12 protein-coding genes are annotated in these 14,043 nt (G+C 39.8%); 3 read left to right on the top strand and 9 right to left on the bottom strand.

Going from position 1 to position 14,043, the window contains the following annotated elements; all coding sequences use genetic code 11:
* Positions 1-1,156: crosslink repair DNA glycosylase YcaQ family protein (locus QZ738_RS00495; protein WP_293782895.1), on the top strand; the 1,156-nt coding region annotated here is incomplete at its 5' end.
* A gap of 986 nt (positions 1,157-2,142) precedes the next feature.
* Here QZ738_RS00495 and QZ738_RS00500 read toward each other — a convergent pair.
* The 8 genes from QZ738_RS00500 to QZ738_RS00535 form a co-directional block, all read right to left on the bottom strand.
* Positions 2,143-3,354: a DUF3570 domain-containing protein gene (locus QZ738_RS00500; RefSeq protein WP_293782898.1), complete on the bottom strand. Its 1,212-nt coding sequence runs from the start codon at positions 3,352-3,354 to the stop codon at positions 2,143-2,145.
* Between the two features lie 10 nt (positions 3,355-3,364).
* Positions 3,365-3,592, bottom strand: coding sequence for a DUF4266 domain-containing protein (locus QZ738_RS00505; protein WP_090988009.1), 228 nt, complete (start codon positions 3,590-3,592; stop codon positions 3,365-3,367).
* A 143-nt stretch (positions 3,593-3,735) separates the two neighbouring features.
* Entirely contained in the window at positions 3,736-4,629 is an 894-nt protein-coding gene (locus QZ738_RS00510) for an FAD:protein FMN transferase (protein ID WP_293782901.1), read from the bottom strand.
* Positions 4,630-4,678: 49 nt separating this feature from the next.
* Positions 4,679-5,107 carry a thioredoxin family protein gene (locus tag QZ738_RS00515; RefSeq protein WP_293782904.1) on the bottom strand — a complete coding sequence of 143 codons (429 nt, stop codon included), beginning with the start codon at positions 5,105-5,107 and terminating at the stop codon, positions 4,679-4,681.
* Positions 5,108-5,382: 275 nt separating this feature from the next.
* The gene (locus QZ738_RS00520) at positions 5,383-6,075 is read right to left on the bottom strand and encodes a VIT1/CCC1 transporter family protein (RefSeq protein ID WP_293782907.1); all 693 of its coding nucleotides are present in this window, start codon (positions 6,073-6,075) and stop codon (positions 5,383-5,385) included.
* A 38-nt stretch (positions 6,076-6,113) separates the two neighbouring features.
* Entirely contained in the window at positions 6,114-6,776 is a 663-nt protein-coding gene (locus tag QZ738_RS00525) for a cytochrome b/b6 domain-containing protein (RefSeq protein ID WP_293782910.1), read from the bottom strand.
* Between the two features lie 6 nt (positions 6,777-6,782).
* Positions 6,783-8,036, bottom strand: coding sequence for a cell wall metabolism sensor histidine kinase WalK (locus QZ738_RS00530; RefSeq protein WP_293782913.1), 1,254 nt, complete (start codon positions 8,034-8,036; stop codon positions 6,783-6,785).
* Positions 8,033-8,710 carry a response regulator transcription factor gene (locus tag QZ738_RS00535; protein WP_293782916.1) on the bottom strand — a complete coding sequence of 226 codons (678 nt, stop codon included), beginning with the start codon at positions 8,708-8,710 and terminating at the stop codon, positions 8,033-8,035. Before QZ738_RS00535 ends, QZ738_RS00530 begins: the two co-directional genes overlap by 4 nt.
* A 188-nt stretch (positions 8,711-8,898) precedes the next feature.
* Here QZ738_RS00535 and QZ738_RS00540 point away from each other — a divergent pair, with 188 nt between their 5' ends.
* The gene (locus QZ738_RS00540; protein ID WP_293782919.1) at positions 8,899-9,765 is read left to right on the top strand and encodes a DUF5694 domain-containing protein; all 867 of its coding nucleotides are present in this window, start codon (positions 8,899-8,901) and stop codon (positions 9,763-9,765) included.
* Positions 9,766-10,965: 1,200 nt separating this feature from the next.
* Here QZ738_RS00540 and QZ738_RS00545 read toward each other — a convergent pair.
* The gene (locus QZ738_RS00545) at positions 10,966-11,787 is read right to left on the bottom strand and encodes an alpha/beta hydrolase (RefSeq protein WP_293782922.1); all 822 of its coding nucleotides are present in this window, start codon (positions 11,785-11,787) and stop codon (positions 10,966-10,968) included.
* 353 nt (positions 11,788-12,140) lie between these two features.
* Between QZ738_RS00545 and QZ738_RS00550 the strand changes: the two genes are divergently transcribed.
* Complete coding sequence (locus tag QZ738_RS00550; RefSeq protein WP_293782925.1) at positions 12,141-13,910, top strand: hypothetical protein; 1,770 nt, start codon at positions 12,141-12,143, stop codon at positions 13,908-13,910.
* The last annotated feature ends 133 nt before the right edge of the window (positions 13,911-14,043 follow it).

A 14,043-nucleotide genomic window follows, 5' to 3' on the forward strand; every position in this document is an offset into this window, starting at 1 on the left:
TTTACATGCGGCAGGACTCTCCAAAAAAGAACCGTTCGGAACCGGAATGGAAGCTGTTTACCGGGTAATTGACCATTTGGGCTATGTACAGTTAGATACCAACTATGTGGTAGAACGGGCCCACCACCATGCCTTGTTTACACGGGTTCCGGATTATGAAACTGAATGGCTTACAGCCCTTTGCGATGATGGTGAGGTGTTTGAATATTTTACCTCCGATGCAGGATTTCTGCCTATGCACGATTTCCGCTTTTCGCTGCCGGTAAAAAAGGCTTTTGCAACGCAAGGTAGCCCCTTAACAAAAGTACAATCGGATTTGATGAAGCAGATTTTAGATCAGGTGGAGCGTGATGGGGCGGTGATGGTTGGCGACTTTGAAAACGACCGCATAGAAGCCAGTTCGGGTTGGTGGGATTGGCGACCAGCAAAGGTTGCGTTAGAAAAACTTTACCTGGAAGGCAAACTGATGATCAGCCGAAATAGCGCTTTCCAAAAAGTTTACCATCTGCCACTGGAGGTGGTACCACCTGATACCGACCAAACTATGCCGTCAGCTGAAGAATATGCCCGTTATGTGATCAAACGCACTCTTGGCGCACTCGGCATTTCATCGGTAAAGGAAATGGCCTGGCGTGCCCGCCGTGTAAAAGGGAATCTGGTAAAAAAAGAACTGGAAAAGATGCTTCAGGGGCAAGAAGTTAAAAAGGTGATGGTAGATGGTGTAAAAGGACCGCTATTCATGCTTTCGGACACCGAAGTTAATGTTAATATAGAAGAAGAGGTTTTCATTCTGTCACCTTTTGACATCCTGAATGTTTTCCGTTTCCGTTTAAAAGATTTTTTCGACTTTGATTATCAGATTGAGTGTTTTGTACCCGCTCCTAAACGAAAGTTCGGCTATTTCTCTTTACCGATTCTGGCCGGAGAAAGATTTATTGCCAGAATGGATGCAAAAGCCGACCGGAAAAAGAAAACACTGATCGTTCACAACCTCCATTTTGAGCCAATTGAAATTGATGAGATAACGATCGGTAAATTCGTCGATAATTTAAAGGAATTTATTTTGTTCAATAAGTGTAACGATGTGATCTTTAAAAAATCAAACCGTAACGATCTGCTTAAATGCATCAGTAAAGCATTTGCGGATGGATACTGAGTTTGAAAGATCCACATCTGGAAAAAACTAAACTCTTGTGATGTTAACGACCGTTTATTAAGAGATAGCCAACAATGTTTTTATTTTAAAAAAAGAATGTAGGTTAACTTCAGTAAAAAAAGGCTGTATCAGAAATGATTTTTGGATTTTTGGCAGCATAATATTTTGAAGGCCGTCATTCACGTGAAAACCTATCGAGTGGATATATCCTTCTAAGCCCTTATTTGTTCTTCAGCGCTAATTTCTAAGGCGATCGTCATGCTGAGCCATCGGATTTATTTTACAAATAGAAATATGGTTTTCAATCGCCTTGTAGCTACTTCGTGGACAACATCTTTCATGCTTTTAAATGCCGTTGATTAAGAAAAATTATTTTTGCACAAAAATATTGTTTTTCCGCTCTATGCCACGGGGCATGGTAGTTTTTCGCTGTCGTAGTTGTTTTAGCTGTGCTCAAGAATGCTACGCATTTTGGAGCGCCAAAGTACCCAAAGCGCTTCGTCAATCCACTAGGAGCCTTTCGCACAACCAAACTCACATCAAAAAAACAGCGGCACTTCGTTTTGTGTTCAATTTTCTTTAGCAATTAAATTAATACTACGAACACAAAACCACTGCGTTTAAGGTTTGGTAATGCTATTTTTTCTTTCCTACAACTGTTTTTTTGATAGCTCCGGCTCTTGGGATTGACGGCGTTCTTCGGTAAAACCTGTAATCTATCAAAGCAAGCTAGCAAAGCGTATAAAAAAAACCAAAAGATGTGTCTACATGATAAGTGAAAATTGGGAACCTTAAGGTGCTCACCGAAGCTAATCTTAATTCGATGGAACAGAAAATAAGTACCTTACTGCCAAATCATTAAGATGACCGACGACACCGCCAGATTTAATTCTTTTGCCAGCGCTAAATCTGTTATTTTGATACCGCCCAATAAACCCGTCAGAAGAATTTAAATACCTGGATAGCTTCTTACGGCGGATAGCATCCTACTTAAATTTGAGGTTTAGTGATAGGATATTGGAAACCAGACTTGTCGATCGCGAATAATGCCCATATCTCAACTCCAGCATATTAAGTCTTTGCCAGCCAAAAACACCTTTGGGTGGCGCAAAACGAATACCTGCACCATAAAAGTTGCTTGTTAGTGTAGAGAGATCATAATCACTGGTAAAATATTGTTCAGACGGAGCATGTTGCCCATAAGGTGCAAAATACTTCGTGCCCACCTGGTTATTATAACGGTAAAAAGGACTGATGGAAAAGAAAGAATTAATCTTAACCGGAATCTCTAGTTCAGCTGTATGCGCCCTGATGCCCCAGTTATCCATATAGTACCGGTAAAAAGTGCGGATTACAAAATGATCATCGAGAAAATAGTTCATCCTCAAGCCGATGGGCAGCTTATAACGTTTATCAGGTAAGGTTTCTGCCCGCAGCGAACCATCAGTAAAATAATTACGCTGGTATTTGGTCGCCAGCAATCCCTTCTGATAGGAAGGCTCTAAAATCAAAGCGGCCTGAAATTTTTGGTTAATGACCTGAGATAGAGAGAAAGACGCGCTGAACGAATTTCTTGGTGCCGTATCGTACTGTTCGTGTCCCTTACCTATATTACCCGTTCGCAGCTCAATTGGTAAAATCACTGTCCATTGATCGAGAAAGGCCTGCAGCTTAAAATCAAACTGTGTATTTTTATCTTTTGATAAACGGGTTAAATTAAAGGCTGCACCCATCGATTGGTAATCAAATTCAGTAGAATAAGATCCGGTGAAACCGAATGAATTACCGGTATCTTCATTAGAATGTGTCCAGTTCAATGATGGATAAATACGGGTATCTGCCGAAGAAGCGGAAGAAATAGTATTTGGATCAATTTTATCTGAAGAAGCCGATGTATAATGGTCGATACCTAGCTCAAAAAGAAAAGTATTTTTTTTGCCTCTTTTATTGAACCTGGACATTTGAAGATCAATCGTATTCGCAAAATCACTCAGTTTCTCGGTACCAATACCACCGGTTACCGCAGAATTATTGCCATTCTGATGATAATAAGCTGAAACCAGATTGATTTCATCTACCTTGAGCTTTCTCGACTGGTACTTGCTGCTATCTGCTTTTGCGGGTTCCGGTCTGCTTTGCGCATAAGTGCTTAATATACCGAAATACATAAAAAGCACGTGGAGATATATTTTTCTCATTTCCGATCAATTAATTACAGCCACAACCACCACCACTTTTACCACCGTTGGCACCCGAAGCACCTTCGCGGTAAAGCTGAAAACTTTGTTCAAATTTCTGCACCTTTCGGGCCGAAAGGGTCATATCGGCATCGTTTATCTTATTTTTCTGATAAGGTTTTACGCTACTACAGGCACTAAGCATGCTGATTAGTGAAACAGCGCTAACCGTTGCAAGGAAAATTCTGGAAATTTTCATCTATCTATGATTTATTTTATTGACGATAGTTTATGTTTTTTATGGTATCAATGAGCTCGCAAGCTCGGTTTAAAGGTGATGAAGCGATCATGATTTTAAATATTCATTCCACTGGGTTTTGGTAAAATCATGAAGGTTTCATATTATATCACATTAATATTTTTTGTGGTAAAAACCCGATCATCATCATCTATGACGATACACGCTACCTGTTTAATCTGGTTAATGAGTTCCAGCCCCACCTTTGCGCCCATCACCACAACAGGTGTAGCCAGGGCGTCGGCCAATTCAGCACTTGGACAAATGATGCTCACACTTTTTACGCCGCTTACCGGAAGTCCGGTTTTTGGATCGATGGTATGCGAATAGCGTTTCCCGTTTATGGTGACATATTTTTCATAACTACCCGAAGTGGCAATGGCCATATCACTAATTTTTAGTGCAGAAAAGGGCCTGTCGGTTTGTTCCGGATCAGCAATGCCAACCGTCCATGCATTCCCTCCTATTTGCGTACCCCATGTAATCAAATCGCCGGCAGCATTTACAATCCCGCTTTTAATACCCATCTGTTGCAATACTAATTTAGCCCTATCGGCTGCGTAGCCTTTTCCAATCCCACCAAAACCGATCCTCATGCCTTTATTTTTCAACAGCACCGTCGACTGCTTTTTATCGATGATCACATTTCGATAATCAATCAATCCGACAGATTTGAGCGCAGTTTCTTCATCGGGGAGGCTGGTCATGCCCTGATCAAAATTCCACAATCTTTTATCTATAGAACCATAGGTTATGTCGAAGGCGCCATCGGTAATTTCAGATATTTTGATCGATCGCTCAATCAGGCTGATCACTTCTTCATCAACCTTTACCGGACGCAAACCCGCGTTTGCATTGATCAGACTTGTCTGACTGAGGTCGCTAAATGTTGTAAGCAGATATTCTATCCGCTGCACTTCTTTTATGGCTGCATCTATTGCTGCATTTCCCTCCTGCTCATGTCCGGCAATTACCGTAAACTCAAAGCGGTTTCCCATGAGTTTAAGTATCCGGTTTACAGAAACAGATTTAGCCATCTCGATTAAATTATTTTTTTAACTGACCCAATTCAGATACAAAAGCCTCAGCACTTTCGTTAGGAAATCCATCCCAGGTTTTGAGTACCTTTCCATCTTCGTCAACAAGAAGCGTGTACGGAAACTTACCATCTTTATTGTAGATTTCTGCTAATGCTTCGTTAAGTTTCACCTGCTCTTTTGTTAGCTGGTTTTTCTTCTGCCGTGGAAAATCTGCCCTTACCAAAACCAGGTTTTTGGCGGCATACTGCTCAAAGCTTTCAGATTGGAGGATTTCTTTGCGCAGGCGGATACAGGGACCGCACCAGTCTGACCCTGAAAAATTAATCAGAATCTGTTTATGTTTATCTTTTGCTTGTTTTTGCGCTTCTGTAAAGTTTTCCATCCATACGGCAGGAATGGTAAAAAAACCCAATAGGGCAACCAAAAGTAATTTCATTATTTTTTCTTAATTAAAGTCAGCAATACGGGAAGATCATCCAAACATCTGGTCATAATAACCTCCTACAAGTAATAAATATAGCTCAAAAAATTGTGTAAAATTCTACCTGTAAAAATTTCTGATTTTATTATGCTATTAAATTTCCGTTACGAACAATATCAGCAGGTAAATCTTTAACAAAACTATTCATCAAGTCTGAAGACTTTCTGAAGTTTGGAGAGAAAACTGTTAAATCTCTGTTAAAACAAACCCAAAACATGCTGAATGCCTCTTTAGCCAATCCATCTCGCAATCAAAAAGGCTGCCCCGGCTGCAATAAGTCCGATGGCGGTAACTTTAAAGGCGCCCTTAACTGGTGGCTGACCGGTTAACCTGCTTTTAAAATAGCCAAATACAAACAAACATACGGTAGTGAGTAAAGCAGACAGCAGAAGCCCATCCTGTGGTTTAGTGGTGAAAAAATAAGCTGAAAGCGGCAGCATACCACCAATACAGTAAGATAAGCCTATGGTAACGGCACTATTTCTGGCCCTGTTGGCATCTGGTTTTTCAAGCCCGAGCTCGAATTTCATCATAAAATCTACCCATTGGTCTTTGCTTTTGCTCAATTGATCCACCAGTAGATCCTGTTCATAGTCGTCTAATCCATAAGCAGCAAAGATTTCCTTGACCTCCTTTTTTTCGATCTCCGGAACATTTTCAACTTCCAGGTATTCCCTTCTCAATTCGCTCTCATAATGCTCCTGCTCCGTTTTTCCAGACAGATAGCCGCCCAACCCCATGGCGATGCAACCTGCAATAATTTCGGCAATACCTGCAGTAATAATGATCGAATTGCTACTTACTGCAGCACTTAAACCTGCGGCCAGTGCAAAGGGTACAGTAAGCCCGTCACTCATCCCGATCACGATATCGGAAATAAATGCGGAACTTTTTAGATGTTCTTCTTTATGTGACTTTCTCATTTTTTCAAAAAATAATGCCTGTCATTTTGCGGTGTTGCTTAGCCGCCGTTAATCATATCCGAAACGATTCCTTTTCCATCCTTTCGTTCGGCCAGAAAAATGCCAGCCAAATGAAGAACAATAAAGCCAAGGATCAGGTACATGCAAAAACCATGGAATTCCTTTATACTGTGGTTAATATTTCTTGAAAGGCCGGTATAATCTTCGAAGGCCAGCAATAAGCCTGTAACTACCATAACCAACAACAAAAGATAAAAAATAAGATAAAGCCCTTTTACTACCAATTCGTGCTTTGCTGCCTCCCGTTCTTTTTTTAAGATAAAATAAGCCAGGTAAGCTTTTTTAATTTTTGGAGAAATTCTCCGGGTGGCAGGCAGAAAAAATTCAGCAATCAACCTGAATAAAAAAAGCGCAGCAAGGACATAGCCAAAATAGATGTGGATGCCCCAAACCTGGTCCTCAAGCCCGTGTATTACCACTCCGGCCTGCTTATCACTTACAGAGGCGCCCGCATTTACCAGCGCTGCCTTAACGACGGTACGTTGCGCATGATCAAAGAGCGTAGCGTTAATGAGTACCGTGAAGAGGGATCCGAAAAGCACCATAAAATTTACCCAATGCCAGAACCGCAGGGTAGCAGGATATTTCTTCCCGGTGTTGATCGCTCCGATTTCCTGATTAACAGGTTCGATAATAGCCATATTCACTTAATGTTTAAATGTAATAGTAAAAGTATGCAAGTCTTGATGATAGGTATAATGTAACAGGTAATGCTGGCGGTTACAGATCTGCTTCAGTATCGCAAGCCCCAGTCCTGTACCTTCAGAAGCATGATCTTTATAAAAACGATCGAATATTTTTTCAGGATCGAGCGCCGGATGATGGCTGGTATTGGCAAATATCATTTTCTCATGATCCAAACGGATTTCAATCTGTCCGCCATCATAATTATGCCGGATAACGTTACTAAATAGGTTATTGATTAATATCTCCAGAAGTTGCTGATTTGCATAAATGCTTACATCCGTTAGCGCAAATTCAACATGTATATTCCGGGCATGGATAAGCTCCTGAAAATAAACGCATTTTTCTTCGATAAGCGACTTCAGGTTTATTTTTTCTCTATCCTGGAGCAAATTATTGTCAATTTTCACCAAAAGCAGTAATGATTGATTAAGCTTTGTTAAGCGAGAGGTAGCTTTGTACAACTCACCAAGCGTTTCTCCGTGTTCTTTCCCCAAAACATTCGACTGGAGCATATTATCAAGTTTTGAGTTAATCACCGCAAGGGGTGTCATCATCTCATGTGAGGCATTCTCCGTAAACAGCTTAATCTCATTATAGTCGGATTTAACTTTACCCGAAAGCTCCACCAAAACCTTGTTCAGCTGACGGAATTCAGCAACGGGCATTTCTACGGGTTGGTAGGGCACTTCATGATTAATATTAAATGCCGTAATATTTTTCAGCAGCTGTTCAAAGGGTGTCCAGATTTTCTTGAGCAAAATCCGGTTCACCAGCAGCACTAAGGCAAAAAGCAGCATCACCGGGATGAGAATAATCAGGCAGATGTTCTGGATCTGTTCCTGGCGCTCAGTTTTTGAGGCAATTACCAAAATCTGATAGGGTTGCCCCAAAAGTTCTAGTTCTGTTTTCAGGTATCTTGCGGTCTCCTTATGATGCTTTACCGGGTTATAGAAAATGGTATCGGCATAGCTGCTGGAAGGATTGGCTTTTTTTATTTTTTTGTATTGAACAACCAGATCCTCAAACTCATGGGGCTGGTAAAAATTTCCTTCTGAAGCATATTCTTTTACTTCCATAATCTCTTCTACCAGATCATGATCAATCTGCTGATCGAGATAATAGCCCAGCAACCGATAAAAAAGAGAACCGATCAGCAACAGCCCGAAAAGGCTGATCGCCATCAATATGATATTATACTTGGTAAAAAGCTTCATATCTCCATAAATTTATATCCCACACCATATACAGATTGGAAATAATCGCCACTTCCGGCATCAGTCAGTTTTTTTCTGATGTTTTTAATATGGGTATAAATGAAATCAAAACTATCGGCCATATCCGAATCATCGCCCCAAATATGCTCTACAGCTGCCGATTTAGAAATTACTTTCCCTTTATTGGCAACAAAATAAAGCAGGAGGTCAAACTCTTTTTTGGTCAGGTAAACCAATTTACCTTTTACCAGAACCTCTTTGGCATCCAAATCAATGCGGATTTCCTTAAATTCAATGTGGCGTTCCCCATGCGCACTTTTCCGCCGTACGATTGCAAGTATCCGGGCATTAAGTTCAGAAAGATGGAAAGGCTTGGTGAGGTAATCATCTGCGCCTAAACGCAAACCTTCTATTTTTTGATCAATCGAATTTCTTGCCGAGAGAATAATTACGCCCTCTGTCCTGTTTAGTCTTTTTAAATAGTTTAATAATTGAAGTCCTTCCCCGTCAGGCAAACCAAGATCAAGCAGGATGCAATCATAATCATACAGTTCTAACCGTTCAAGTGCCTGCGCATAAGTTGAAGCCAGACTGCACTGGTTGCCTTCCGACATCAGGTATTGCGCAATACTTTGTTGCAAACCCGGTTCATCTTCAATAATCAGAATTTTCATGATCAACAAATATGGTATAAGATACTGAAGACATGTTGAAGTTTTGCATAAAAAATACAGCTGCTGTAAATTATCTGGCAGGTATTATCAAACCATGAAGCCATACAGTCCCTATTTTGCTAACAGGATGTTGGCCATGCAACATCCACAACTTATACCTGTCTTATATACAAATCCATTACAATAAAATGAAAAAAACAATTTTTGGCCGCTTGGCAGCGTTGGCCATTCTATCGCTGATTTGTATTCCAACCGTTTTTGCACAGCAGAACAAAAGTTTATCTTCTACAAAATCATATTTCCCGCAAGAAAGGACAAAAGTGTTATTTGTGGGGTCTTTTCATTTTCACTATCCCGGATTAGATGCGCATGTAACATCAAACGATGATAAAGTAGATGTTCTTTCACCAACCAGGCAAAAAGAACTTACTGATCTGGTAAACTATATCAAAAAATTCAGACCTACAAAAACTGCAATTGAGGCTTTACCTGAATGGAAAGCGACACAGAAATTAAACGCCTACAAAAAAGGAGCCTATCGGACGGAACGGGATGAACGCTATCAGCTTGGTATGCGGATTGCAACTGAACTGAAGCTCGATACCATTTATTCGATTGACGATCATTCAATGGTTTCGGAATTGAGCAAAATTGATCCGGAGTATTTTAAAGCTTTGTTTAAAGATTACGATTATAAAAGTGAAGACCCTTACTCCAAAATGTATGAGCGTTGGTATAAAGCTGAAGACAGTTTACGCGCTAAAACTTCCTTGCTAGTATACTTCAAACAGACAAACTCTAAACGCTATCACCAGCTTGGGCATGGTGCTTACCTGGTTGGCGATTTTAAGTTAGATGATAAAAGAGGTGCAGATGCCCTTGCCATAAACTGGTACAGCCGGAACCTGCGGATTTTTAGAAATCTTCAGGAGATCACCGAAAGTCCGAAAGACAGGATTCTGGTGATATTCGGCAACGGTCATGGTGCAATTCTCCGACAATTACTGGAGAGTTCGCCGGAATATGAGTTCATCGAATTCGACAGCCTTAAATAATACAAGTAAATTAATTTCTGAAAAGCCAAGGGTTTATACCAGTAAATAAATGGCTGTACCAATAACGAAACCAAGCAGCAAAATGGTGGCGAAAAAGATGGCCATCAACTTTTCAAAGGAATCTAAACTTTCCATAAAAAACAAAAAACGTATGGTATGTAAAAATCAGGTGAAAAATTAAGACAGCTTAGCTAAGGTCATGCCGAGAATGGCGCTGATGAATAAACAAATGAAAAATACATGTAAAATAATTGAAAGTAGCCTCTTAAAAGTTTCCATGCCCAAGAAACGAAATCTCAAGCATTTGGTTTTTGAAAATTTAAAAAAAATAACTGCCAATCCCTGTAAGCTGAGTTGATGAACAGTTAAATTGTTAAAAAAATAAAAGAGGCTGTATTAGAAATAATTTTGGAGATTCTCGGCAGAATAATATTTTAAAAGGTCGTCATTCCCGTGGAAACCTTTCGTGTGGACACATTTTTGTTAGCCATTATTTGTTCTTTAGCACGTATTTCTAAGGCAATCGTCATGCTGAATTTATTTCAGCATCTTCCTTGCTATTAATGCCAATGATTAGGAAAATTTTTTTCAACAAAAAGATTGTTTTTTCCGCTCTATGCCGCGGGGCATGGTACTTTGGAGCGCCAAAGTACCCAAAGCGCTTCGTCAATCCAGCAATGAGCCTTTTGCACAATTCCATGCGCATCAAAAAAACAGCGGCACTTCGTTTTGTGTTCAATCTTTTTTAAAAAATTAAATCATCGTCATGAACACAAAACCACTGCGTTTCAGGTTTGCTAGTGCAAGTTTATCTGGACTACTACTGTTTTTTTGATTTCCTGGCTCCTGGGATTGACAGCGTCCTTAGCTAAAACCCGTGCTTTATTAAAGTTGGTTAGCAAAATGCCCATACCATTCTCAAAAAAGATGTGTCCACACGATAGGTGAAAACGGGAACCACGAAGTGCCCAGCGAAGCTAATCTTAACACGATAAAACGACAAATAAGTAAGTCCCTACCAAATCATTAAGATGCCCAGTCAAGCTGAGCATGACGACACCGCCAAAGTCGATTCTTTTGCCAACTCTGAATCTGTTATTTTGTTACAGCCTCAATCTACGGATCTGCAGGCGTATTTTGAATATTTAAATTGCATGATTTGGAGTGGAAACCATTAATCGCACTCCAAAACTTTACTCACTAAGACTGAATAAACGCTAAAATATCTTTATTAATTGTTTCAGCTTCCGTAGTTGGCATACCATGGGGGAAACCAGGATAAGTAATCAGTTTTCCGTTTTTCAACAGTTTGGCCGATTTTACACCCGCATTTTGGTAAGGAACAATCTGATCATCTTCACCATGAAGCACCAAAACCGGGATATCAACGGCTTTTAAATCTTCATTAAAATCTGTTTCAGAAAAAGCTTTGATGCCCTCGTAATGCGCAACAATTCCGCCCATCATGCCCTGTCTCCACCAGTTTCTTTGCACACCTTCTTTTACAACTGCACCCTCCCGGTTATAGCCATAGAACGGAATGGTCAAATCAACATAAAACTGTTGTCTGTTGTTTAATGTCTGGTCTCTGATATCATCAAAAACAGACATAGGCACCCCATCCGGATTGCTTTCACTTTGAACCATAATCGGTGGAACAGCACTAATCAATACTGCTTTTTTTGCCCTGCCATTGGCGTATTTATGAACATAACGAATCACTTCGCCACCACCCGTAGAATGGCCGATGTGAACCACATCTTTCAAATCAAGAAATTCTACCAGCTCGGCCGCATCGGCCGCATATTGTTCAATCGTATGGCCATAAATATCCTGGCTGGAACGGCCGTGCCCTCTCCTATCGTGCGTAATTACACGGTAGCCTTTCTGTAAAAAGAAAATAACCTGTGCGTCCCAATCATCTGATGATAAAGGCCATCCGTGGTGGAACATTAAGGTTGGTCCCAGACCCTGATCTTTGTAAAAAATCTCTGTTCCGTCTTTTAATTTTAGTGTACTCATGGTTTTTAGTTTTTTGTTTATGGTTGATTATATATTAAGAAAATGTTTTCTGTTCTTATTATAAATCAAATGTAGTGTGGTAAACACAAATCAATCTTGACCTATGGTATCTTTCACCTTTATCTGGTAAATCATTGATGCTCATTTCTATTTGGCAAAAATTATTCTTCTTCGCCAATCAGTTGAAATAAATCCTCCGTAGAACTCGAGAAAAAACAACTATTTAACTATAAAAACTTTAAAAGACTCATCACCAGTTAAATATAAGGTTAAACCCTATCAAAATCAATAAATATTTCTTAAATGTTAACGCGGTTTTGATTACCTTAGCACTCAAATTACAAATCTCATTAATGCCTTCATTTCTTCAATTGGACAACACCCGCCTAAGCATTTTGCCCTTTACATTTGCTTTATTCTTTTTATTAGTATACGGAGTGGCCTGCAAGAAAGCCGAAGTAACTACCCCTACTCCTACTCCAACAGTTGTTGATGATCTTCCAAAAGCGAACAACATAACCGCTGTAAGCATCAATCAGATTACCTTTACAGTGTCTTATACCTTAGATTTCACCACCTCTGCCACTGGTGTTACCTATGCTGCTGATTCTATTTCGCTGGTAAAAAATGCCGGTACAGACGTACATAGTTTTGTTAATAAATTGTCCTATCTGGCAAAAATTGAGTTAAAGGCTTATCCTACCGAGAATAAAGTTTGGTATCGGGTATATTTTTTTAGCAGCAGTGGTACTAAGGTATATTCAAAAATTTATCGCCATGAATTCTCCCTTTGGCAAGTACAGAATAAATATATTGTTAACGGACTTGCCGTTGATAATAACCACCCGAAAGATGGACTGGTTACCTATGACCAAACTCCCTATACAGGTTTAGACAATTCATTAACAGTATCTATTTATATGCCGGGTTATAATTATGAGGGCTATAGGGCAAAGATTAACGGCATAAATGCACCGTTAGGCAAATTTGTAGACAGCTGGGGCGTTATTGAAATTAAAAAACTTGTGTTTGATGTACCTGAAAATATCCCGATAGGCAATGCCAAATTTGAACTATACAATTACAACAAGCTGGTATACAGTACCGATTTAGTGGTGGTAAATGGTGGTTTATTAAACAAGGTATGGCACCCTACAGGCAACAACCAGGGCGGCGATTATATTGTTCACAATAACGAACTTTACACTTATATTAATAGATGGGTAGGATCTGGTACCGAACAACCACAATTTCATAAATGGTCGCCAGCTACCAATACCTGGACCAAACTTCCTAACCCGCCAGAAACCCGGTATTCTGAATACAATGGCGGCCAAAGCATTAATGGACTCATTTATTTTTGTCCTAATGTAAAAGATTATGGCAGTACCTATCCCTTTTTGTACGAAGAATGGCTGTGGACATTTAATCCAGCTAGTAATGTATGGAAAAAAACCATTCTATCCAGTAACGGACCATCAAACCGAACAAAAATTGACGAACAATTTTTGGGTTGTTTTAGCCATGGCGGCAAATTATATTGTCTTTTAAGCTATAAATCTTTTGGCACTGATTATTATGAAATGCATGTTTATGATCCGTCAGCTAACAGTTGGAAGAAGTTTATGGATTTACCAAACGATAAAAACTCAATTACGGTTTACAAAACGGTTGTTAATAATGGCAAAGCTTATTTGCTGGTATCTAAACGGGTGAGCTCTTCATATTCGGGTAGGGTGACTAAAAATCAGTTCTTTGAAATGGATATGGATACCAAAACATTAATACCCCGGAACTGGATTACTGACCCAGGCAAAAGCTGGGTAATTGCTAACGACAATGAGTTTGCTGTTGCTGCCCCGAATCTGGCCAGTTACAGAGGAAAAATATATGTGTATGGCGGAGGGAATACCATTTTTAGTTCTATTTATTCTTCTGTTTTTGCTGTTTACGATCCTGATGCCAATAGCTGGAGCAGCGTAAGCAGCTATAGCTATTACTCAGGTTGGGTAAGCAATAATTATGGTTACTTCGGAACAATAGGCGACAAATTGTATGTTGGCTTTGGCTACGACAGGCAGCATATCGAGTCAGCTGCGCTATATAATATAGCTATTAAATAGGCTTAGGTTTCGGTTATGTATAAAACTTTTGATTCTTTCCTTTTAATAAAAGAAGATGGTACTTTAAACTAAATGAAAATGGTGTTTCATGTTTTAGGCCAGGAACCTCCGGTTGGAAATGGGCTATCATTCA

The organism is uncultured Pedobacter sp. (genome assembly GCF_913776295.1).
Taxonomy (GTDB): domain Bacteria; phylum Bacteroidota; class Bacteroidia; order Sphingobacteriales; family Sphingobacteriaceae; genus Pedobacter.

Bases quoted from the DNA above. Each gene is read 5' to 3' on its own strand.
- QZ738_RS00500 (WP_293782898.1), bottom strand. From the start codon at position 3,354: ATGAGAAAAATATATCTCCACGTGCTTTTTATGTATTTCGGTATATTA.
- QZ738_RS00505 (WP_090988009.1), bottom strand. From the start codon at position 3,592: ATGAAAATTTCCAGAATTTTCCTTGCAACGGTTAGCGCTGTTTCACTA.
- QZ738_RS00510 (WP_293782901.1), bottom strand. From the start codon at position 4,629: ATGGGAAACCGCTTTGAGTTTACGGTAATTGCCGGACATGAGCAGGAG.
- QZ738_RS00515 (WP_293782904.1), bottom strand. From the start codon at position 5,107: ATGAAATTACTTTTGGTTGCCCTATTGGGTTTTTTTACCATTCCTGCC.
- QZ738_RS00520 (WP_293782907.1), bottom strand. From the start codon at position 6,075: ATGAGAAAGTCACATAAAGAAGAACATCTAAAAAGTTCCGCATTTATT.
- QZ738_RS00525 (WP_293782910.1), bottom strand. From the start codon at position 6,776: ATGGCTATTATCGAACCTGTTAATCAGGAAATCGGAGCGATCAACACC.
- QZ738_RS00530 (WP_293782913.1), bottom strand. From the start codon at position 8,036: ATGAAGCTTTTTACCAAGTATAATATCATATTGATGGCGATCAGCCTT.
- QZ738_RS00535 (WP_293782916.1), bottom strand. From the start codon at position 8,710: ATGAAAATTCTGATTATTGAAGATGAACCGGGTTTGCAACAAAGTATT.
- QZ738_RS00540 (WP_293782919.1), top strand. From the start codon at position 8,899: ATGAAAAAAACAATTTTTGGCCGCTTGGCAGCGTTGGCCATTCTATCG.
- QZ738_RS00545 (WP_293782922.1), bottom strand. From the start codon at position 11,787: ATGAGTACACTAAAATTAAAAGACGGAACAGAGATTTTTTACAAAGAT.
- QZ738_RS00550 (WP_293782925.1), top strand. From the start codon at position 12,141: ATGCCTTCATTTCTTCAATTGGACAACACCCGCCTAAGCATTTTGCCC.